Origin of the sequence: Pseudomonas fildesensis (assembly GCF_001050345.1) — a bacterium.
GTDB classification, from domain to species: Bacteria; Pseudomonadota; Gammaproteobacteria; order Pseudomonadales; family Pseudomonadaceae; genus Aquipseudomonas; species Aquipseudomonas fildesensis.
The window spans coordinates 284495-305679 of the sequence record NZ_LFMW01000001.1; the positions used below are offsets into that span (position 1 = coordinate 284495).

The 21185-nt window shown below is 60.5% G+C and carries 20 protein-coding genes; 12 read left to right on the forward strand and 8 right to left on the reverse strand.

The genetic code is table 11. The annotated features are described in order from the left end of the window. Nucleotides 1-130 precede the first annotated feature (130 nt). Nucleotides 131-1288: a phospholipase D-like domain-containing protein gene (locus tag ACR52_RS01440; protein ID WP_048719680.1), complete on the reverse strand. Its 1158-nt coding sequence runs from the start codon at nt 1286-1288 to the stop codon at nt 131-133. A gap of 1 nt (nt 1289) precedes the next feature. Further along, nucleotides 1290-1880, reverse strand: a complete 591-nt coding sequence (locus ACR52_RS01445) for a YceI family protein (protein WP_048719683.1) — start codon at nt 1878-1880, stop codon at nt 1290-1292. A 478-nt stretch (nt 1881-2358) separates the two neighbouring features. Here ACR52_RS01445 and ACR52_RS30055 point away from each other — a divergent pair, with 478 nt between their 5' ends. Together ACR52_RS30055 and ACR52_RS01455 are read left to right on the forward strand one after the other, a co-directional pair. Continuing rightward, entirely contained in the window at nt 2359-2715 is a 357-nt protein-coding gene (locus ACR52_RS30055; RefSeq protein WP_048719686.1) for a hypothetical protein, read from the forward strand. Then, on the forward strand, nt 2687-3349 hold the full coding sequence (locus tag ACR52_RS01455; protein ID WP_048719688.1) for a DUF2335 domain-containing protein: 663 nt from the start codon (nt 2687-2689) through the stop codon (nt 3347-3349). Before ACR52_RS30055 ends, ACR52_RS01455 begins: the two co-directional genes overlap by 29 nt. Nucleotides 3350-3546: 197 nt before the next feature. Here the strand turns inward: ACR52_RS01455 and ACR52_RS01460 are convergent, their stop codons facing one another. After that, nucleotides 3547-3861 carry a hypothetical protein gene (locus ACR52_RS01460; protein WP_048719690.1) on the reverse strand — a complete coding sequence of 105 codons (315 nt, stop codon included), beginning with the start codon at nt 3859-3861 and terminating at the stop codon, nt 3547-3549. Then, nucleotides 3858-4940 carry a serine hydrolase domain-containing protein gene (locus ACR52_RS01465; protein WP_048719691.1) on the reverse strand — a complete coding sequence of 361 codons (1083 nt, stop codon included), beginning with the start codon at nt 4938-4940 and terminating at the stop codon, nt 3858-3860. Before ACR52_RS01465 ends, ACR52_RS01460 begins: the two co-directional genes overlap by 4 nt. Before the next feature lie 184 nt (nt 4941-5124). Between ACR52_RS01465 and olsB the strand changes: the two genes are divergently transcribed. Then, a complete protein-coding gene (gene olsB / locus ACR52_RS01470) occupies nt 5125-5880 on the forward strand; it encodes an L-ornithine N(alpha)-acyltransferase (protein WP_048719693.1) in 756 nt (251 codons plus the stop codon). Beyond that, the gene (locus ACR52_RS01475; protein WP_048719695.1) at nt 5880-6671 is read left to right on the forward strand and encodes a lysophospholipid acyltransferase family protein; all 792 of its coding nucleotides are present in this window, start codon (nt 5880-5882) and stop codon (nt 6669-6671) included. Before olsB ends, ACR52_RS01475 begins: the two co-directional genes overlap by 1 nt. Before the next feature lie 114 nt (nt 6672-6785). Here ACR52_RS01475 and ACR52_RS01480 read toward each other — a convergent pair whose 3' ends face one another. Continuing rightward, nucleotides 6786-7370 carry an acyl carrier protein phosphodiesterase gene (locus ACR52_RS01480; protein ID WP_048719697.1) on the reverse strand — a complete coding sequence of 195 codons (585 nt, stop codon included), beginning with the start codon at nt 7368-7370 and terminating at the stop codon, nt 6786-6788. A 154-nt stretch (nt 7371-7524) separates the two neighbouring features. Here ACR52_RS01480 and ACR52_RS01485 point away from each other — a divergent pair, with 154 nt between their 5' ends. Genes ACR52_RS01485 through ACR52_RS01495 form a run of 3 tightly spaced genes read left to right on the forward strand, consistent with a single transcriptional unit; the run spans nt 7525 to nt 10114 of the window. Continuing rightward, nucleotides 7525-7851: an ArsR/SmtB family transcription factor gene (locus tag ACR52_RS01485; protein ID WP_048719699.1), complete on the forward strand. Its 327-nt coding sequence runs from the start codon at nt 7525-7527 to the stop codon at nt 7849-7851. Nucleotides 7852-7864: 13 nt separating this feature from the next. Further along, on the forward strand, nt 7865-9031 hold the full coding sequence (locus ACR52_RS01490; RefSeq protein ID WP_048719700.1) for an MFS transporter: 1167 nt from the start codon (nt 7865-7867) through the stop codon (nt 9029-9031). A 27-nt stretch (nt 9032-9058) separates the two neighbouring features. Continuing rightward, nucleotides 9059-10114 (forward strand): alkene reductase, encoded by a 1056-nt coding sequence (locus ACR52_RS01495; RefSeq protein WP_048719702.1) that lies wholly within the window; start codon nt 9059-9061, stop codon nt 10112-10114. Between the two features lie 380 nt (nt 10115-10494). On the opposite strand, the gene ACR52_RS01500 is transcribed toward ACR52_RS01495, so the two are convergent. Beyond that, nucleotides 10495-11127 (reverse strand): TetR family transcriptional regulator, encoded by a 633-nt coding sequence (locus ACR52_RS01500; RefSeq protein ID WP_048719703.1) that lies wholly within the window; start codon nt 11125-11127, stop codon nt 10495-10497. A gap of 286 nt (nt 11128-11413) precedes the next feature. On the opposite strand from ACR52_RS01500, the gene ACR52_RS01505 reads away from it, so the two are divergent. The 5 genes from ACR52_RS01505 to ACR52_RS01525 all read left to right on the forward strand — a co-directional run bounded on the left by ACR52_RS01505 (nt 11414) and on the right by ACR52_RS01525 (nt 19605). After that, nucleotides 11414-12568 (forward strand): efflux RND transporter periplasmic adaptor subunit, encoded by a 1155-nt coding sequence (locus ACR52_RS01505; RefSeq protein ID WP_048719704.1) that lies wholly within the window; start codon nt 11414-11416, stop codon nt 12566-12568. Nucleotides 12569-12571: 3 nt separating this feature from the next. Further along, nucleotides 12572-15733, forward strand: coding sequence for an efflux RND transporter permease subunit (locus ACR52_RS01510; RefSeq protein ID WP_048719706.1), 3162 nt, complete (start codon nt 12572-12574; stop codon nt 15731-15733). Continuing rightward, nucleotides 15730-17187, forward strand: coding sequence for an AdeC/AdeK/OprM family multidrug efflux complex outer membrane factor (gene adeC, locus ACR52_RS01515; protein ID WP_048719708.1), 1458 nt, complete (start codon nt 15730-15732; stop codon nt 17185-17187). The genes ACR52_RS01510 and adeC overlap by 4 nt, the downstream gene beginning before the upstream one ends. Nucleotides 17188-17369: 182 nt before the next feature. Then, nucleotides 17370-18620, forward strand: a complete 1251-nt coding sequence (locus ACR52_RS01520; RefSeq protein WP_048719710.1) for an OprD family porin — start codon at nt 17370-17372, stop codon at nt 18618-18620. An 85-nt stretch (nt 18621-18705) separates the two neighbouring features. Then, nucleotides 18706-19605 (forward strand): polysaccharide deacetylase family protein, encoded by a 900-nt coding sequence (locus tag ACR52_RS01525; RefSeq protein WP_048719712.1) that lies wholly within the window; start codon nt 18706-18708, stop codon nt 19603-19605. Between the two features lie 178 nt (nt 19606-19783). Here ACR52_RS01525 and pcaC read toward each other — a convergent pair whose 3' ends face one another. Both pcaC and pcaD read right to left on the reverse strand, forming a co-directional pair. After that, complete coding sequence (gene pcaC, locus ACR52_RS01530; protein ID WP_048719714.1) at nt 19784-20182, reverse strand: 4-carboxymuconolactone decarboxylase; 399 nt, start codon at nt 20180-20182, stop codon at nt 19784-19786. 193 nt (nt 20183-20375) lie between these two features. Beyond that, nucleotides 20376-21167, reverse strand: coding sequence for a 3-oxoadipate enol-lactonase (pcaD, locus tag ACR52_RS01535; protein ID WP_048719715.1), 792 nt, complete (start codon nt 21165-21167; stop codon nt 20376-20378). Between the last annotated feature and the right edge of the window lie 18 nt (nt 21168-21185).

The window sequence follows — 21185 nt, forward strand, 5'->3', positions numbered from 1 at the left end:
CGACGTTTGAATTGCTCTGATCGTTCCCACGCTCCGCGTGGGAACGCCTCTTGTGACGCTCTGCGTCACGCTTTGGGACGCGGAGCGTTACGGGCTGCATTCCTTTGCTGCGCGTTGGAACGATCTTGTGTCAGCCTCGTCGATCCAGCAGGTTGACCACCAACCGATCAATCCACCCCCACACCCGCTGCTTCACCCGCCGCCACAACGGCCGCGACTTCCACGCCTCCAGGCTCACCGCCTGGCTCTGGGCAAAATCCCGCTCGAAACTGCCCGCCACGGCTAACGTCAACTCCGGGTCCAACGCCTCCAGGTTGGCTTCCAGATTGAAGCGCAAATTCCAGTGGTCAAAATTGCACGAACCGACACTCACCCAGTCATCCACCAGCACCATCTTCAGGTGCAGGAAGCACGGCTGATACTCAAAAATATGCACGCCAGCCCGCAGCAAACGCGGGTAATAACGGTGCCCTGCATAGCGCACGGACGGGTGATCGGTGCGCGGGCCGGTGAGCAGCAAACGCACATCCACCCCGCGCCCGGCCGCGCGGCGCAAGGCACGGCGCACGCTCCAGGTCGGCAGGAAATACGGAGTGGCCAGCCAGATGCGCTGCTGGCTGCTGTTCAAGGCGCGGATCAGCGACTGCAAGATATCGCGGTGCTGACGGGCATCGGCATACGCCACGCGACCCAGGCCCGGTCCGGTCGCCGGCACCTTGGGCAAGCGCGGCAAACCAAAATGGGTGGCGGGCTTCCACTCGCGGCGCGCAGCGTTGGCGTGCCATTGGCGGTCGAACAGCGCCTGCCAATCCAGCACCAGCGGGCCGCTGATTTGCACCATCACCTCATGCCAGTCGGCCGTGTCTTGGCCCGGCGTCCAGAACTCGTCGGTGACGCCAGTACCGCCAACCACCGCGATGCTCTGGTCGATCAGCAACAGCTTGCGGTGGTCGCGATACAGGTTACGCATCCAGCGCCGCCAATTCAGACGATTGTAGAAACGCAGCTCTACACCCGCATCGGTCAAGCGCTTACGCAGCCCGAGCGTAAACGCCAGGCTGCCGTAATCATCAAACAGGCAACGCACCCGCACGCCCCGCTCGGCGGCCAGCACCAACGCCTGCACCATAGCTTCGGCGCAGGCACCGGCTTCCACCAGGTACAACTCCAAATCAACTTGCCGCTCGGCACGGGCAATGCCCACCAACATCTGCGGGAAGAAATTCGGCCCGTCGATCAACAACTCGAAACGGTTGGCGCTGCGCCACGGGAACACTGCGCCGCTCACGTTAGCGCGCCGTAAAAATCAGCACCGCACCCACCGGCACCGACAAACTGATCGACTTAAGCCCGGCCGCCTTGCGCAACACCGCCACGCCCGGCGCCAGGTCGAAATCCTCTGCATGCAGCACAACAGGCTCCAGGGTCACCACCTGGAAGCGTCGGTCATCCAGGCGCGTGGCCAACAGCTCAGTGCTGTAGGTTTGGGTCTTGCCGTGCAGGGTGACGCTCAGCGGCAAGCGCAATTCCAGTTGCGCGCCAGGAGCCAGGTCATTGATCGGCTGCAAGTTGATCTGTGCGCTGATCAACGCTTCGGGGAAGGTCTTGATCGCGAACAGCTCGTTACGCATGCGCTCGTCACGCAGCGGGATGCCGCTGTTGACCGACTCCAACTCCACCTCCACCTTTGCCGCGCCTTTACTGTCGACCTTGCCGTGCAGCACCAGAAAGCGATGCACCTCGGCAATTTCGGTGTTTTTGGTGGTGACGAAGGACAGGCGAGAGGACTCGTTATCCAGGTACCAATCGGCGTGGGCGGGCACGGCAGCGGCGGCCAGCAAGGTGAAGGCCAGGGGTTTGAATAGAGAAGCGTTGAACATAAAGACTCGTGGGGCGGAAAACCTGAACGAACATTAAGCGCAATGTTACGAAAGGCGCAAATCCAATATCGAACCGGGCAAAGCGACTCCACCCTCAATGCCATGTCACATTTTAGTACCCTAAGCGGTGTGCATTCTCATTCAAAACACTACATATTGAATGCAGAACGCAATTAGCCCCAATAGAGACTCAAGGGTTGCCTTCATTCAAATAGACACAAGCATCATTTTGCCATCACGGCAAATATCATGCCGAATTTTAAAAACCCCCACATGATGATGAAAAATGATGGCAAAATGCCATTTTTTAAGTTTGTTGTTAAATGTACGAACGTCGCCGCTTTACACTCGGAACGGCGGGCTATATGTTCTGCCTATACAACCCGAGCTAGCTTCGGGGGTAGAATGACCACTGGAATGTGTCGCCAGTGCTGCTGGCAAGGCTACGTAGATCAGGGTCAAAGGAGGCAAAAGGATTATGAACAAGTATGAAAGTTTTTCGTCGGTCTTAAACTTGGCTCCCGGCGATGACCCTTATGCAGAAGCCGTTGAACTTCTAAATGAAGCAGGTTATAGGATTGCACACCAACGAATAGAACTGCATGGCATATTGAATACCCATGCTGTTGACCATGGACAACTAGAACATATCGACCCAATGTCTCTGGATTACTATCAAGGGGGATTAAGCGGGGATATGAGGCGTATTGGCGCGGACTTTAAATATGCCGCAGCCAAACTTTTTGAGACAGAAGGATTTGCTCAACTTGAACTCTCCGACTCTACCAGAGATAAGCTCTTACTCAATGACGAATACTGCCGATACGCCAAGTGACAACCCGCGCAGAGAAGATAACGACTCCACCAGTCACGAGAGCGAGCACACCGTATTCTCTGCTGAAATCAGCCAAGAGATCACCGACGCTGTTCGCCAGCTCAGCGAGTCTAACCCCGCCATCGGTCAGCTACTAAAAAGCATAGATGGGAAGGAGGCCGTGCGAGAGCTGACCACGGTAGCCATTTCTGTCGTCAAAGAACACCATTCGGGCCCGACCCCTTCTGGCCGGCAGCTTCGCGAATACAACGCCATTTTCCCCGATGGTGCCAATCGACTTTTCACTACAGTGGAAGTCGAACAGGCACATCGACATGAAATGGAAAAAAAGATCTTTGACTACAATATGTCTCGGCTCCAGATGCAGCAAGACGTTCAATTGGGAGAACTCAGCCTGAAAAAAACGTCCTTGCAAGTGGTAGCGGATCGCGATGCCCGCTCGCAATATTTCGCGGGAGGATTATCACTGATTGTACTGTGTGTCGGCGTGTGGCTGATTTCGCTTCAGCATGTGGAGGCAGGTGTGGCCTTGATTGCTACCAACTTCATCGGTATCGCAGCAGTGTTCTTGACTCAGCGGTTTAAGAAATCTGAAGAGAAAGAGAAGGCGAAAAGTGGCCCGGAACCCGATTAACGAAAAGTAAATTAGCGTCGCCAAATAATTAACGAACGCTTTTTTGTGCCTGTGTCTTATACTTTTTGGCGGCGGTGCGCGGGAGGCACACGTGTCTGCCGAGTTACCTCTTCTCGGTTTCCAGCCCACGTACGGCTGCCACCTCTACACCTTGAAACGTCCGCAGCCGGTGCACTGCATCGAGCGCCGGTACTCCCTCACGGTACCAGCCGACACCCCTGCCTTTCCCCCATCCACCGCGCCGTGTGCGTGCGCCCCAACCCACTTGCCGTCACTTCACTGCGCTCCGGGTTATCGCTGAACGCACTGGTCGGCACATATTGCTTCACATACCCCCGGCAATAGTCGGCCGGGTTGTTCGCCACATACCGGCACGAGCAATACTCCTTGGCCGTGTACGCCGCGATGATGTCGGGGAAGGCTTGCAGGTTGACGCGCTCGTGCCACACCCAGCCAGCCACGGCAAGCAACAACAGGAGAAACAGACGGGTAAACGGCCGACGACGAATCATGGTTGCACCGCCGCGAGTACTCGCTTGAGCAGTTCGTTGTGGCGGTAGCTGCCGTCGCGGTCATCGCCGTAGCGCACGATCACCAGATGTTCGTCGGGCATCACGTACAGAGCCTGGCCCCAGTGGCCGAGTGCGGCGAAGGTATCGGCGGGCGCATCGGGCCAGGGTCGGGCGGCGCCTTGTACTTCGCGATTGAGCCACCAGTGGCCGCCGGGGACGGCTTCGTCCTGACCGGCTTTGTACGAGTCGAAGGGTTGGCGATTGAAGGCGACCCACTCTTGAGGCAGCAGTTGCTGATCACCCCAGCGACCATTCCGCGCCATCAGTAGGCCGACGCGCGCCAAATCGCGGGCGGTGAGGTAGGCGTAGGACGAGGCGACAAACGTTTCATCGGCATCGGTTTCCCAGGTGGCGTTGCGAATACCCAGCGGCTTGAACAGCACATCCCACGGGTAACTCATGTACGCCTTGTGGCCGAGCATGCCTTTGAGGGCGGCGGACAAAATATTGCTGTCGCCACTGGAGTAACGGAAGGCCTGGCCCGGCGCGGCGGCGCGCTCGGTATCGGCGGCGAATTCGGCCATATCACCCCGCCCACGGGTGTAGAGCATCGCCACCACCGAGGATTTCAGCGGGGCATATTCATAGTCTTCCTGCCAGTCCAGACCCGAGGCCCAGTGCAGCAAGTCTGCCATCGTGACCGTGGGGTGTTGCTTCATCGGCGGGTAGAAACGCGCGGCGGGGTCGGTCAGTTTGAAGCGGTTTTCCCCATAGGCCACGCCCAGCACGGTGGCCATCAGGCTTTTGCTGATCGACCAGGTCAAATGCGGGGTACTGGCGATGGTGGGTGCAGCGTAGCGTTCGTAGATGACCACGCCATCGCGGATCACCAGCAGCGCATCGGTGCGAATGCCCTGGCGGGTGGCGTCGTCACGCGGGGGGAAAGCATAGGCGTTGAGGGCATCGACAGCGGGGCCGGCGAGTAGCGCGCCCTTTGCCCACTCCTTGTCAGGCCAGGTTTCGGCGCGGGCGGCAACGGTGACTAACAGCAGGGCAACGCACAACAGGCCTCTGACCATGGACGCAAACTCAAGGGGGCATTCAAGCCCGCGAGCCTAGCCGAGGGGCATGACAGATTTGCTACAGGGGGCCTGTCATCCAACCGTCACCGGAACTTCATGGAGATGACACCGAGCCTACATAGCCTGAGTTTGGACAAACAAGTCGACCGGCCGGAACGTGGCTGGCACTCGGAGATTCGCCATGACTCAGATCGCCCGCATCAGCGACACCGGCAATGAACGCCGTCTGCAAGCCGAACGCCTGATTGGCGCGCAGGCTTTGCAGGAAGCTCAGGCCCTGCGGTTCAACGTGTTCAGCGGCGAGTTCAACGCCAAGCTGAAAGGCGCGGAACTGGGCCTGGACATGGATGACTATGATGTTCACTGCAGCCACATCGGCGTGCGGGATTTAAACAGCGGTCGACTCGTCGCCACTACCCGTTTGCTCGACCACCAGGCCGCCAGCACCCTGGGCCGGTTCTACAGTGAAGAAGAGTTCAGCCTGCATGGCTTGTTGCATCTGCAAGGCCCGATCCTGGAAATCGGCCGTACCTGCGTCGACCCGGCCTACCGCAACGGCGGCACCATCGCCGTGTTGTGGGGCGAGTTGGCCGAAGTGCTCAACCAGGGCGGCTACAGCTACTTGATGGGCTGCGCGAGCATCCCGATGCAAGACGGCGGCATCCAGGCCCACGCGATCATGCAGCGCCTGCGCGAACGTTACCTGTGCAACGAACACCTGCGCGCCGAGCCGAAAAAACCGCTGCCCACGCTGGACCTGCCATCCAACGTGATCGCCGAAATGCCGCCGCTGCTCAAGGCTTATATGCGCCTGGGCGCTAAGATTTGCGGCGAGCCGTGCTGGGATGAAGATTTCCAGGTGGCCGACGTGTTCATCCTGCTCAAGCGTGACGAGCTGTGCCCGCGTTACGCCCGCCACTTCAAGGCGGCGATGTGATGAGCCGCCTGCGGGTGTACGGGCGCATTGCCCGCGTACTGCTGGTGGTGGCGCTGGGCTTGAGCATGGCCAGTGTGTTTGGTTTGTTCGAGCGTCTGGGGGTGGCCAATTCGATGGTGCGGCGCCAGCGCTGGTCGCGGTTTTTTATGGCGCGGCTGACCAACGCCCTGCCCTTTCGCGTGACGGTGCACGGCGAGTTGCCGCAAACCCCGATGCTGTGGGTGAGCAATCACGTGTCCTGGACTGACATTCCGTTGCTGGGTATGGTCGCGCCGATGTCGTTTTTGTCCAAGGCCGAAGTGCGCACCTGGCCAGTGGCCGGCTGGTTGGCGGCCAAGGCAGGCAGCCTGTTTATCCGCCGGGGTTCGGGCGACAGCCAGTTGATCCGCAAGCAGATGACCCGTCACCTGGAGCAACAGCACCCGTTGCTGATGTTCCCCGAAGGCACCACCACCGATGGGCGCAGCCTGCGCACTTTCCACGGGCGCCTGCTGGCCAGTGCTATTGATGCGGACGTGTCGCTGCAACCGGTGGCGATCCGTTATCTGCGTGACGGGCAGGTGGACCCGCTTGCGCCGTTTATTGGCGACGATGATTTGCTCTCACACCTGATGCGACTGTTCAGCAATGACCAGGGCGATGTGGAAATCCATGTGCTCAAGCCGATTGCCTGCGCCGGGCAGGAACGCGCAGCGCTGGCGTTCCAGGCGCAGCAGGCGGTGCAGAAGGCGTTGTTTGGGCCGATGCCGGAGACCGAGCAAGTGGCTGCTCGACCAGCGTTCGCCGCCTGACAGGCGCTGGACACAGTACAAAATGTGGGAGGGGGCTTGCTCCCGATGGCGGTGTGTCAGTCAATGCATGTGCTGACTGAACCACCGCCATCGGGAGCAAGCCCCCTCCCACATTTAGACCTCAGTGGTCAGTTGAGCTTGTGCAAATTTTTGCAACTCTGGATAGAACAGCCGGAAATCTTCGCTCAGCGGCTCATATAACTCGCGCAACTCCTGCATCGCATGCCCCAACGCCTCAGGCTGCGTCAGCCGCCGCGAAATCCCGCGCAACACCTGCTCCATCACCGCAAACTCACGGTACGAGCCCAGCCAATCATCCGCCGCCATATACGGCGCAATTTGCGCCAGCCGTCCCGGCAATTGCGGTTCGGCCGCCAGCACGCGGTACACCTGCGCCGTGAAGTGCTCCAGCGGCTGCTCGGCATACACCTGCCAATCCCGCGCCAGGCAGTGATCGAAAAACACATCGAGGACGATCCCGGCATAGCGCCTGCGGGTCAGGCTGAAGCGCGACAACGCCTCCCCTACCAGCGGATGGCTGTCGGTGAAGCGGTCGATTGAGCGGTGAAGCGCAATCGCCGACTCGATTTGCGGGCTGAACTGACCCTGCAGACGGCCTTTGACAAAGTCGCCGTAAAGGCTGCCTAGCAGTTGCGCAGGAAGTTGGCCGCCCAGGTGCAGATGTGCGAGATAATTCATGCCGCGCAGTCTACCACTGCCTTCAATGTATCGTTATAACCCGATATACCGATTCGACCTGGACTAAGACCAAAATCATATTGGTATATCGGGATACAGCGATTTAAAGTTCGCCTCATCGCGATATAACGCTTTACGAAACCGAGCACCTGCCATGTCCATCGACCTCGACGAAATAATAAAAGCCCTGGCGCACCCAGTACGGCGAGACATCCTCAACTGGCTGAAAGACCCGCAAGTGCAATTCCCCGAGCAACTGCACAACCACGAATACGGCATCTGCGCCGGGCAGATCGACCAGCGTTGCGGCTTGTCACAGTCGACCGTGTCGGCCCACCTGGCCACGTTGCAACGGGCGGGATTGATCAGCAGCCAGAAGGCCGGGCAGTGGCACTTTTTCAAACGCAACGAGGAAACGATCCAAGCCTTCCTCACTGCGCTCATCACTGAACTCAGCGCTGAAATCAGCAAACCGCTGTAGAAAGGAAACGTACATGCCCCTCTCGCTACTCATACTGGCCCTGAGCGCCTTCGCCATCGGCACCACCGAGTTCGTCATCATGGGTCTGTTGCCCGATGTGGCGGCGGACCTGGGCGTGTCGATTCCCGGCGCCGGCTGGCTGGTCACCGGCTACGCCCTGGGCGTGGCCATTGGCGCACCGTTCATGGCGCTGGCCACCGCCAAGCTGCCACGCAAGGCCGCCCTGGTAGCGTTGATGGGCATCTTTATTGTCGGCAACCTGCTCTGCGCAATGGCCAGCGACTACAACGTGCTGATGTTTGCCCGCGTGGTCACTGCGCTGTGCCACGGCGCTTTCTTTGGTATCGGTTCGGTGGTCGCCGCCAACCTGGTGCCGGCCAACAAACGCGCGTCGGCCGTGGCCCTGATGTTCACCGGCTTGACCCTCGCCAACGTACTCGGTGTGCCACTGGGTACGGCGCTGGGCCAGGAAGCCGGCTGGCGCTCGACCTTCTGGGCGGTGACGGTGATTGGTGTGATCGCCTTGATCGGCCTGATCCGCTTCCTGCCGGCCAAGCGTGGCGAAGAAAAACTCGACATGCGCGCCGAACTGGCCGCCCTCAAGGGTGCCGGGATCTGGTTGTCACTGAGCATGACCGCGCTGTTCGCCGCGTCGATGTTCACCCTCTTCACCTACGTGGCACCGCTGCTCGGCGACGTCACCGGCGTCTCGCCCAAAGGCGTGACCTGGACCCTGCTGCTGATCGGCCTCGGCCTCACCGTGGGCAACATCATCGGCGGCAAGCTGGCGGACAAACGCCTGGCGGCCACCCTGATCGGTGTGTTTATCAGCATGGCGGTGGTATCCACGGCGCTGACCTGGACCAGCGTAGCGGTGATCCCGACTGAAATCACCCTGTTCCTGTGGGCCACCGCCTCGTTTGCCGCCGTCCCCGCGCTGCAAATCAACGTAGTGACCTTCGGCAAGGCGGCGCCGAACCTGGTGTCCACCTTGAACATCGGCGCGTTCAACATCGGCAACGCCCTCGGCGCCTGGGTCGGCGGCAGCGTGATTGCCCACGGTTTCGGCCTGACCAGCGTGCCGTTGGCCGCTGCGGCCCTGGCGATCCTCGCGCTGCTGGTGACCCTGATTACTTTCCGTCAGAGCGGCGATGCCGACCTGGCCCCTGCGACCAACTGATCAAACTAAAGAGAAGGGTGTTATCCCATGACGACTATTTTCGATCCGATCACACTGGGCGACCTGGAACTGTCGAACCGCATCATCATGGCGCCGCTGACCCGCTGCCGCGCCGATGCCGGTCGCGTGCCAAACGCACTGATGGCCGAGTACTACGTGCAACGCGCCTCCGCCGGGCTGATCCTCAGCGAAGCCACTTCCGTCACGCCACTGGGCGTGGGTTACCCGGACACCCCGGGCATCTGGTCCAACGACCAGGTCCGCGGCTGGGCCAATGTCACCAAGGCCATTCATGGCGCGGGTGGCAAGATCTTCCTGCAACTGTGGCACGTCGGCCGGATCTCCCACGCGTCGTACCTGAACGGCGAAACCCCGGTGGCACCGAGCGCGATCCAGCCTAAAGGCCACGTCAGCCTAGTCCGCCCGCTGGCTGACTTCCCGACCCCGCGCGCCCTGGAAACCGCTGAAATCGCCGACGTTGTCGATGCCTACCGCGTCGGTGCGGAAAACGCCAAGGCCGCCGGTTTTGACGGCGTGGAAATCCACGGCGCCAACGGCTACCTGCTCGACCAGTTCCTGCAGAGCAGCACCAACCAGCGCACCGACAACTACGGCGGTTCCGTGGAAAACCGTGCGCGCCTGCTGCTGGAAGTCACCGACGCCGCCATCGAAGTCTGGGGCGCCGGCCGTGTGGGTGTGCATTTGTCACCCCGCGCCGACCTGCACGACATGGGCGACGAGAATCTGTCCGAAACCTTCACCTACGTTGCGCGTGAATTGGGCAAGCGCGGTATCGCGTTCATCTGCTCCCGCGAGAAAGAAGCCGGCGACAGCCTCGGCCCGCAACTCAAGGCAGCGTTCGGCGGCCCGTACATCGTCAACGAACGCTTCACCAAGGACAGCGCCAACGCCTCGCTGGCCTCGGGCAAGGCGGATGCGGTGGCCTTCGGCGTACCGTTCATTGCCAACCCGGACCTACCGGCCCGCCTGAAGGCCGACGCGCCGCTGAACGATCCACGTCCGGACACCTTCTACAGCAAGGGTCCGGTCGGTTACATCGACTACCCGACACTGGCGCTCTGATGTAACTTGCTGAAACGAAAAAGCCCCGGCGCGCAAGAACCGGGGCTTTTTCATTGATGACATGCTCGTTCCACGTCCTCTTGATCGTTCCCACGCTCCGCGTGGGAATGCCGCCCTGGACGCTCCGCGTCCGCTTTGAAGTTATGACGCAGAGCCTCACAGGATGCATTCCAACGCAAAGCGTAGGAACGATCAGACAAAGGCCGGGAAACATTCCTTCACAGCCTTGCAACAATATCGCTACAAAATAGTTAGGCGACTACGTATCAACCGCCCGCCAGCCCGTATATAAAGTCACTCCACAGATAAGGCCGAAGGACGATTCGCCCTCCTTAGGCTTTACTGTTGACACAGCTTGATTCAATTACGCATTTTTTGTCTTAGTTGCGAAGGCTAGGGCTCAAACGCAGCATGTCCAGACCTATGTCGACCCAGCGCTCGGCTTCCTGGTGCAACTGATAGCTGTCCGGTACCAGCAACCATTGGCCGAGCATCCCGTCGATATACGCATGGAGGCACACCGCCCCTCGGACGGTGTCGAGATTTTCCGGAAGTTGCCCGCGATGGACCGCGTTACGCAGTGTCAGGCCGATGCGCAGGTTGCATTCAAGACTGTGGGTCTGGCGTTGGCGGCGCATGTCGCACATTTCATCGGTGAATTCGCACTTATGAAACAAAATCTCATTGATGCGTCGGGTTTTCGGGTCCAGAGCAACTTGATGAAACAAATGAATCAACAGCTTGCGCATACAGCCCAGCGGGTCGACTTCATCCTCGCTCTCACTGGCCCGGGCCAGCTCATCCAGCGGCTCGTGCAGCGTTTCCAGCATCGCCTGCAGCAAGTCGGCCTTGTTGCTGAAATGCCAGTAGATGGCACCGCGCGTCACGCCGGCCAACGCGGCGATATCCGCCAGAGTGGTCCGCGCGACGCCGCGTTCATAAAAGGCATGCTCGGCGGCTTCGAGAATCTGGCTGCGCGTTTCCTGAGCTTCCTCTTTGGTGCGACGAACCATGGCAGTAAAACCTCAATCAGAACACTTGGGACTATCGGTAACGCTGGGCTAATAGGCGGTAACGATCATCTAAATAATTGTGGGACGACACCGTCATGGGAGCCGAACGTACTAGAATCGAGGCTTTGGGCAGCGCTTTGTCTACATTGCGCGAAGCCTGTCAAGAGTTTACAAACAACCATGAACGTAAGTATATTGCGTAGCAAGCTACTTATCTACTCACAGCTTGTTTTTTACCCTTCCACACTTCTTGTGCGCACCCTGCGCGCCTGACCCGAGGATCTTCATGCAACTTAAGCCAGCTGTTACCGCTCTGGTCACTGCCGTCGCCCTGGCATCGCTGCTCAGCGGATGTAAAAAGGAAGAAGCGGCTCCGCCCGCTCAAACCCCTCAGGTCGGCGTGGTCACCCTTCAACCGCAAGCCTTTACCCTGACAACCGAGCTGCCAGGCCGCACCACCGCCTACCGCATCGCGGAAGTTCGTCCTCAGGTCAACGGCATCATTCTCAAGCGCCTGTTCAAGGAAGGCGCGGATGTGAAAGAAGGTCAGCAGCTTTATCAGATCGATCCGTCGGTCTATGAGGCAACCCTGAAAAGTGCACAAGCCAGCCTGACGCAGACCAAGTCCATCTCCGACCGTTACAAGCAGTTGGTCGATGAGCAAGCCGTCAGCCGTCAGGAATACGACACTGCTGTCGCCAATCGCATGACCGCAGAAGCAAACGTTCAAACCGCTCAGATCAACGTGCGCTACACCAAAGTGTTCGCGCCGATCTCCGGGCGTATCGGCCGTTCTTCGGTGACCGAAGGCGCGTTGGTCAGCAATGGCCAGGCCGATGCGATGGCCGTGATCCAGCAACTGGACCCGATCTACGTCGACGTGACGCAGTCTTCGGCTGAAATGCTGAAACTGCGCCGCGACCTGGAAAGCGGCCAGCTGGAGAAAGCCGGCGCGAATGCCGCCAAGGTCAAGCTGACCCTGGAAGACGGTAGCGATTACGGCCAGGACGGCAAGCTGGAGTTCTCCGAAGTCTCGGTCGACCAGACCACCGGCTCGGTCACCCTGCGCGCCGTGTTCCCTAACCCTGACCACACCCTGCTGCCGGGCATGTTCGTACACGCCCAACTGCAAGCCGGTGTGAACAGCAAGGCCATCCTTGCCCCGCAGCAAGGCGTGACCCGCGACCTCAGGGGCATTCCAACGGCACTGATCGTCAACGCCGACAACAAGGTCGAGCAGCGTGAACTGGTCGCCAACCGCACTTACGGCGCCTACTGGCTGGTCGAAAAAGGCTTGAACGCCGGTGACCGTGTGATTACAGAAGGCTTGCAGTACGTCAAGCCGGGCGCCGAGGTCAAGGTCAAGGAGGCTGATAACGCCAAGCCTGCTGGTGCTGGCACTGGTGCTGCTCCTGCTGCCGCTGCTGGCAAAGGGGAGTAATCCATGTCCAATTTTTTTATCGACCGTCCCATTTTCGCCTGGGTAATTGCCCTGGTGATCATGCTGGTCGGGGCACTTTCGATCATGAAGTTGCCCATCAACCAATATCCGGCCATTGCGCCGACCGCCATCGACATCCAGGTGACCTACCCAGGCGCGTCCGCACAAACCGTGCAGGACACCGTGGTACAGGTCATCGAGCAACAGCTCAACGGTATCGACAACCTGCGTTATGTTTCCTCGGACAGTAACTCCGACGGCAGCATGACCATCACCGTGACGTTCAACCAGGGTACCAACTCGGATATTGCCCAGGTTCAGGTGCAGAACAAGCTGAACCTGGCGACCCCACTGCTGCCGCAAGAAGTGCAGCAGCAGGGTATCCGCGTGACCAAGTCGGTGAAGAACTTCCTGATGGTGATCGGTCTGGTGTCGGAAGACGGCAGCATGACCAAGGACGACCTGTCCAACTACATCGTCTCGAACATTCAGGACCCGATTTCACGGACCGCTGGTGTGGGTGACTTCCAGGTGTTCGGTTCGCAGTACGCCATGCGTATTTGGCTTGACCCGGCCAAGCTGAACAACTACCAGCTCACACCGGTGGATGTCAGCACTGCGATCTCCGCACAGAACGTCCAGGTGGCTACCGGCCAACTGGGCGGCCTGCCTGCCCTGCCCGGCACCCAGTTGAACGCGACCATCATTGGCAAGACCCGCCTGCAGACTGCGGAGCAGTTCGGCAATATCCTGATGAAGGTCAATACAGACGGCTCCCAGGTACGCCTGAAGGATGTCGCCCGTATTGAGCTGGGTGGTCAGAACTACAGCATCGCTGCACAGTTCAACGGCAAGCCCGCTTCGGGTATGGCGATCAAGCTGGCCTCCGGCGCCAACGCCCTGGACACCGGCAAGGCCATCCGTGCCACCGTGGCGTCGCTCGAACCGTTCTTTCCGCCTGGCATGAAGGCCGTGGTGCCCTATGACACCACGCCTGTAGTGACCGAATCGATCTCCGGTGTAGTCGACACCCTGGTCGAAGCGATCGTGCTGGTGTTCCTGGTGATGTTCCTGTTCCTGCAGAACTTCCGCGCCACCATCATCACCACCATGACTGTACCGGTGGTATTGCTGGGTACCTTCGGGATCCTGGCGGCGTTCGGCTTCACCATCAACACCTTGACCATGTTCGGCATGATCCTGGCCATCGGCTTGCTGGTGGACGATGCCATCGTGGTGGTCGAAAACGTCGAGCGGGTGATGGCCGAGGAGCACCTGTCGCCGAAAGAGGCGACGGTCAAGTCCATGGGCCAGATCCAGGGCGCCCTGGTCGGTATTGCCCTCGTATTGTCGGCGGTGCTGTTGCCGATGGCGTTTTTCGGTGGTTCCACCGGTGTGATTTACAAACAGTTCTCCATCACCATCGTTTCGGCCATGGCGTTGTCGGTACTGGTTGCCCTGATCTTCACCCCGGCCTTGTGCGCCACCATGCTCAAGCCGATCGACCCCGAGAAGCACGGCCAACCCAAGCGTGGTTTCTTCGGCTGGTTCAACCGCACCTTCGACCGTGGCGTACTGAGCTACGAGCGCGGCGTGGGTAACATGATCAAGCACAAGATCCCGGCGTTCCTGGTGTACGCGCTGATCATCGTCGGCATGATCTGGCTGTTCATGCGCATCCCTGCTGCGTTCTTGCCCGATGAAGACCAGGGTGTGATCTTTGCCCAGGTGCAGACGCCGGTCGGTTCTTCGGCTGAACGCACGCAAAAAGTCATCGACGACATGCGCGCCTACCTGCTCAACGACAAGGAAGGCGAGCCTGGCGAAGGCAAAGGCGTGAAATCGGTGTTCACCGTAAACGGCTTCAACTTCGCCGGTCGTGGCCAGAGCTCGGGCCTGGCGTTTGTGATGCTAAAGTCGTGGGACGAGCGTGACGCCTCCAACTCGGTGTTCGAGATCGCCAAGCGCGCCCAGGGCTACTTCATGCAGACCTTCAAGGACGCCATGGTATTTGCCATCGTTCCGCCGTCTGTACTGGAACTGGGTAACGCAACCGGCTTCGACGTGTTCCTGCAGGACCAGGGCGGTGTCGGCCATGAGAAATTGATGGCGGCGCGTAACCAGTTCCTCGGTATGGCAGCACAAAGCAAGATTCTGGCAGGCGTGCGCCCCAACGGCGTGAACGATGAGCCGCAGTACGAACTCACCGTTGACGACGAAAAGGCCAGTGCCCAAGGCATCACCCTGTCAAACATCAACCAGACCCTGGCGATTGCCCTGGGTGGCAGCTACGTCAACGACTTCATCGACCGTGGTCGGGTGAAGAAGGTGTACGTGCAAGGTGATGCCGCCAGCCGCATGTCGCCTGAAGACCTGAACAAATGGTTCGTGCGCAGCGACTCCGGGAAGATGGTGCCATTGTCGGCCATCGCCTCGGGCAAGTGGATCTTCGGTTCGCCGAAACTCTCGCGCTACAACGGTGTGGCGGCGATGGAAATCCTCGGTACGCCGGCGCCGGGCTACAGTACCGGTGACGCCATGGCCGAAGTTGAACGTATCGCCAAGCAATTGCCGGCGGGTGTCGGCTATGCCTGGACCGGCCTGTCGTATGAAGAACGTCTGTCCGGCTCCCAGGCACCTGCGCTGTACGCCTTGTCACTGTTGATGGTGTTCCTCTGCCTCGCGGCACTGTACGAAAGCTGGTCGATCCCGATCGCGGTGATCTTGGTAGTACCACTAGGGGTTGTGGGTGCGTTGATGGCGACCAGCATGCGCGGGTTGTCCAACGATGTGTTCTTCCAGGTGGGCTTGTTGGTGACGGTGGGCCTGGCCGCGAAGAACGCCATCTTGATTGTGGAGTTCGCCAAAGAGCTCCACGAACAAGGCAAAGGCATCGTCGAAGCAGCCATCGAGGCGTCCCGCATGCGTCTGCGGCCGATCATCATGACCTCCATGGCGTTCGTCCTCGGCGTATTGCCGCTGGCGATCTCCTCGGGTGCAGGCTCAGGCAGCCAGCACGCGATCGGTACCGGCGTAATTGGCGGTATGATCACGGCCACTGTCCTGGCGATCTTCTGGGTGCCACTGTTCTTCGCAACCGTGACCTCCATGGGCGAACGTAAAAAGACTGAACCCAAGCAAACTCCTAAAGAGGCTGGCCAATGAGCAAGTCGCTCCTTTCCTTAGCTGTCACGGCATTCGTGCTCAGTGGCTGCTCGCTGATACCTGACTATCAGCGCCCCGAAGCGCCGGTGGCCGCACAGTTCCCGCAGGGGCCGGCGTATTCGTCGGCCCAGGCGCCGAACCAGGCTGCTGCCGAGCAGGGCTGGAAGCAGTTTTTCCATGATCCTGCCCTGCAACAGCTGATCCAGACCGCATTGGTGAACAACCGCGACCTGCGCGTCGCGGCCCTGAACATCGACGCCTACGCGGCGCAGTACCGCATCCAGCGTGCCGACCTGTTCCCCGCCGTCTCTGCCAATGGCAGCGGCAGCCGCCAGCGCGTGCCGGCACGGTCGTCGCAGACCGGCGAAGCGGGCATCACCAGTTCGTACTCGGCCACCCTCGGGATCAGCTCGTATGAGCTGGACCTGTTCGGCCGCGTGCGCAGCCTGAGTGAAGAAGCGCTGCAGAAGTACTTCGCGACCGAAGAAGCCCGTCGCACCACCCAGATCAGCCTGGTGGCCAGTGTGGCCAACGCCTACCTGACCTGGCAGGCCGACAAGGAACTGCTCAAGCTGACCCAAGACACCCTGGGTGCGTACGAGCAGAGCTACAAGCTCACCTCGCGCAGCAACGAAGTCGGCGTGGCCTCGGCCCTCGACTTGAGCCAGGCGCGCACCTCGGTGGAAAACGCCCGGGTGGCACTGGCGCGTTACACCCGCCAGGTGGCCCAGGACGAAAACAGCCTGACCCTGCTGCTCGGCACTGGCCTGCCGGCGAATATCGCCAGCAAGCCACTGTCGGATGACCTGCTGAGCGAAGTGCCGGCCGGGTTGCCATCGGACCTGCTGCAACGTCGTCCCGACATTCTGCAAGCCGAGTACAACCTCAAGGCGGCCAACGCCAATATCGGCGCGGCCCGTGCAGCGCTCTTCCCGAGCATCAGCCTGACGGCCAACGCCGGCACCATGAGCCCGGATCTGAGCGGCCTGTTCAAAGGCGGTTCGGGCACCTGGTCGTTTGCCCCGCAGATCAACATCCCGATCTTCAACGCCGGTAGCCTGCGCGCAAGCCTGGACTACTCGAAGATCCAGAAAGAGATCAACGTGGCCAACTACGAGAAGGCCATTCAGACCGGCTTCCAGGAAGTCTCCGACGGCCTCGCCGCGCGTGAGACCTACAAGCAGCAGTTGGAGGCCCAGCGTGGTTTCGTCGCCGCCAACCAGGATTACTACCGCCTGGCCGAGCGTCGCTACCGCATTGGTGTCGACAGCAACCTGACCTTCCTCGACGCCCAGCGCCAACTGTTCAGTGCCCAGCAATCGCTGATCACCGACCGCCTGGCGCAGCTCAACAGCGAGGTCAACCTGTACAAGGCCCTCGGCGGTGGCTGGAACGAGCAGACCGCGAAGAACGAGCCGCTGAAAGAAGAAGCGCCGACGTTGAAGTTGTTCTGATAACGGTGCTGTAAAACAAACCGCTTCCCTCGCAGGAAGCGGTTTTTTTATGTCCGAAAGGCTCCCGTCAACTTGCGTTCGATCATCGCCCACAACCCGCCCGCCCCCACTTTCATCGCCCCCGCCCTGCCCCGCACCATGGCCGCCACCTGCATAACCCCAATAACAACAGGTCTAACGCCATGAACATTTTTCACGTTCGCCAGCTCTTGCTGGCTATCGCTGTCGCCAGCCTTGCCCTTCCCGCAGTCGCCGAAGAACACGGCTTTCTCGAAGACGCCAGTGCCAACCTCAACCTGCGCAATTTCTTCTTGAACCGCAATTTCACCAACCCGACAAAGGCCCAGGGCGGCGCGCAGGAGTGGACGCAGAGTTTCATCCTCGACGCCAAGTCCGGCTTTACCCAGGGCACGGTAGGTTTCGGGGTGGACGTGCTGGGCTTGTACTCGCTCAAGCTCGATGGCGGGCGCGGCACCGGCGGCACTCAGTTGTTGCCGCTGGACCGCGATGGCCGGCCGGCGGATGAATTCGGGCGTTTGGGCGTGGCGTTCAAGGCGCGCATTTCGAAGACCGAAGTGAAGGTCGGCGAGTGGATGCCGGTGCTGCCGATCCTGCGTTCAGACGACGGCCGCTCACTCCCGCAAACTCTGCGCGGCGGGCAGATCACCTCGAAGGAAATCGACGGCCTGACTCTCTACGGCGGCCAGTTCCGCGCCAACAGCCCACGAGACGACAGCAGCATGACGGACATGTCGATGGTCGGCAAAACCGCCTTCACTTCCGACCGATTCAACTTCCAGGGCGGCGAATATGCGTTCAATGACAAACGCACGCAGGTCGGCCTCTGGAATGCCCAACTCAAGGACATCTACAGCCAACAGTTCGTCAACCTGATCCACAGCCAACCCGTGGGCGACTGGACCCTCGGCGCCAACCTCGGGTTCTTCTACGGCAAGGACGACGGCAGCGCCCGCGCCGGTGACCTGGACAACAAGACCTGGTCCGGCCTGTTCTCGGCCAAGTACGGCGGCAACACCTTCTACGTCGGCCTGCAAAAGCTCACCGGCAACAGCGCGTGGATGCGCGTCAACGGCACCAGCGGCGGCACCCTGGCCAACGACAGCTACAACGCCAGCTATGACAACGCCCAGGAAAAATCCTGGCAGGTTCGCCACGACTACAACTTCGTCGCCCTTGGCGTGCCGGGCCTGACCCTGATGAACCGCTATATCAGCGGCAGCAACGTGCACACAGGCACCGTGACCGACGGCAAGGAGTGGGGCCGCGAAAGCGAATTGGGCTACACCGTGCAAAGCGGCGCCCTGAAAAACCTCACGATGCGCTGGCGCAATTCCAGCATGCGGCGCGACTACAGCAACAACGAATTCGACGAAAACCGGTTGATCGTCAGCTACCCGATAAGTCTGCTGTAAACCCGCGTCGCACTTGCGGTATGGTGCGCGCCTGCTGCCGCTGAGCTGACTCGGCGGCGGCCTCCAGACGAGCCCGGCCCACACCATGAAATCCTTTGCCCTCGCATCCGCCCTGCTTGCCCTCGCCTTGAGCCTCAGCGGCTGCATCGGCGCACCCATCGCCCTGACGCCGCAGACCGAGCAGCGCTTGCAGGCCCAGGCGCCGATCCGTTTTCTGCTGACGTTTGATGATGGTCCCAGCGCGTCGGGCTACAACAACCCGAGCCGCTCAGTGATTGCCGACCTGGCCAACAACCCGGTGTTGCCGGGCATCAAGGCGGTGTTCTTTTTGCAGACCGAAGCCTCGCGCTCCGGTGGCAGTTCACGGGGTCGCAAGACCATGGAGCGTGAGCACGCGGGGGGGCATATCCTGGCGTTCCACACCGCCACGGGGTTTCATACCAACCACCGCTGGCTGAACGACGCCGAGCTTGAACGCACACTCAGCCAGGGCGCCGAAGATATTGCCTCGATCACCGGTACGCCGCCCACGCTGGTGCGCCCGCCGTTCTGGAATTACGACCGACGCACCTTCGCCGCGTACCAACGCCATGGCATGCAGGTGTTATTGACGGATTTGAGTGCCAATGACGGCAAAATCTGGGGTTTCAATGGCAGCCCGCGCCGCCGCGCCAACCTGTATCGGCAACTGTCGGTGGTGCGCGAGCGCATTGCCCTGGGGGAGTTGCCCACGGTGGACGGCGTGATCCCGGTGGTGGTGACCTTCCACGACATCAACCGCTACACGGCCCGGCACCTGCAGGAGTACCTGCACATCCTGATGGACAGCGCCCGGATCAACGGCATGCAAACCGCCGCCGAGCCGTTCTACACCGAGCACGCCGCGCTGGAACGCGCTGCGCTGGCGCGAACGGTGAAGGATGTGAACGAGCCGGTGCATCTGCCGGGCGTGTGGAACTGGGTGTGGAGCGCCGATACCCTGTAGGCGCAGGCTTGCCGGCGAAAAACACACGGGCGCCGCGTTTATTGATCGTTCCCACGCTCTCGTGGGAATTAATCCTGTGACGCTCTGCGTCACGACTTTAGAAGCGGACTGAGAGCGTCCAGCGCGGCATTCCCACGCAGAGCGTCGGAACGATCACCACCACGGTGGGGCAACGCGTTCAGCCCTGTTGGCGGGACTCCACACCCAGTTCATCCCACACCGACTCTGCCAGGTGAAACGTTGCATTCGCCGCCGGGATCCCGCAATAGATCGCGCTCTGCATCAGCACTTCCTTGATTTCGGCCCGGGTGACTCCATTGCTGGCGGCCGCGCGCAGGTGCAGTTTGAGTTCTTCGCTGCGGTTCATCCCGATCAGCATGGCGATGGTGATCAGGCTGCGCGTGTGCCGCGGCAGACCGGGACGGGTCCAAATATCACCCCAGGCGTGGCGGGTGATCATTTCCTGGAACTCGCTGTTGAATTCGGTCAGGGCGTTGAGGCTGCGGTCGACATGGGCATCACCCAGCACTTCGCGGCGCACGTGCAGGCCATCGGCGTAACGTTGTTTCTCATCCATAAAAATTCCTTGTTCAATTTGATTAGCGCCCGTTCACTTGTGCACAGCGGGGCTTCATGTGGGGAGCAGGCTTCTTGTGGCGAGCGGGCTTGCCCCGCGTTGGGGCGCGAAGCGGCCCTGATGCAGTCACCGCATTGTCAGGTTTTGGGGCTGCTTCGCAGCCCAACGCGGGGCAAGCCCGCTCGCCACAGGTTTAGTGGGCCAGCAGGAATTTGAGCACCCGATCACTGAACGCCGCACCCGCCTGAACATTCGACAGGTGCGCGGCGTAAAACTCAGCGTACTCGGCGCCCTGCACATGTTCCTGAATAAAGTGACTGCCAGCGGGTGGAGTGACGGCGTCTTCGGTGCCGGCAATCACCAGCGTCGGCACTTTGATCGCTGCCAACTGCTCTCGAAAATCGGCATCGCGCACCGCCGCACAATTGGCGGCATACCCTTCGGGCGAGGTGGCTGCGAGCATGTCGGTGATCCGCTTGGCCTGCTGCGGATTGGCCTCGGCAAAATCAGCGGTAAACCAACGGGCAATCGACGCATCGCGCAGGGCAACCATGGCCGCCGCGCCATCGCGCAGGACCATCTCGATCCGTGGGTCCCAGATGTCCGGCGTGCCGATCTTGGCTGCGGTGTTGCACACCACCAGGCGATACAGACGCTCACCCGCGTTGATGCCCAGCCACTGGCCAATCAGGCCGCCCATGGACAGCCCGCAGAAATGCGCACGCTGGATATCCAGCGCATCCAGCAGCGCCAGCACGTCGTGCCCCAATTGCTCGATGCTGTAAGGCCCCTCTGTGACCAATGATTTGCCATGACCACGGGTGTCAAAACGCAGCACACGAAAATGCTCAGTGAAGGCCGGGATCTGGATATCCCACATACCCAGGTCGGTGCCCAGGGAGTTGGACAACACCAACACCGGTGCGTCGACAGGGCCGTCCAGTTGGTAATGCAGTTCGCCCTCGGCGAGTTGTACAAATGCCACAGCTTTCTCCTTAATCAG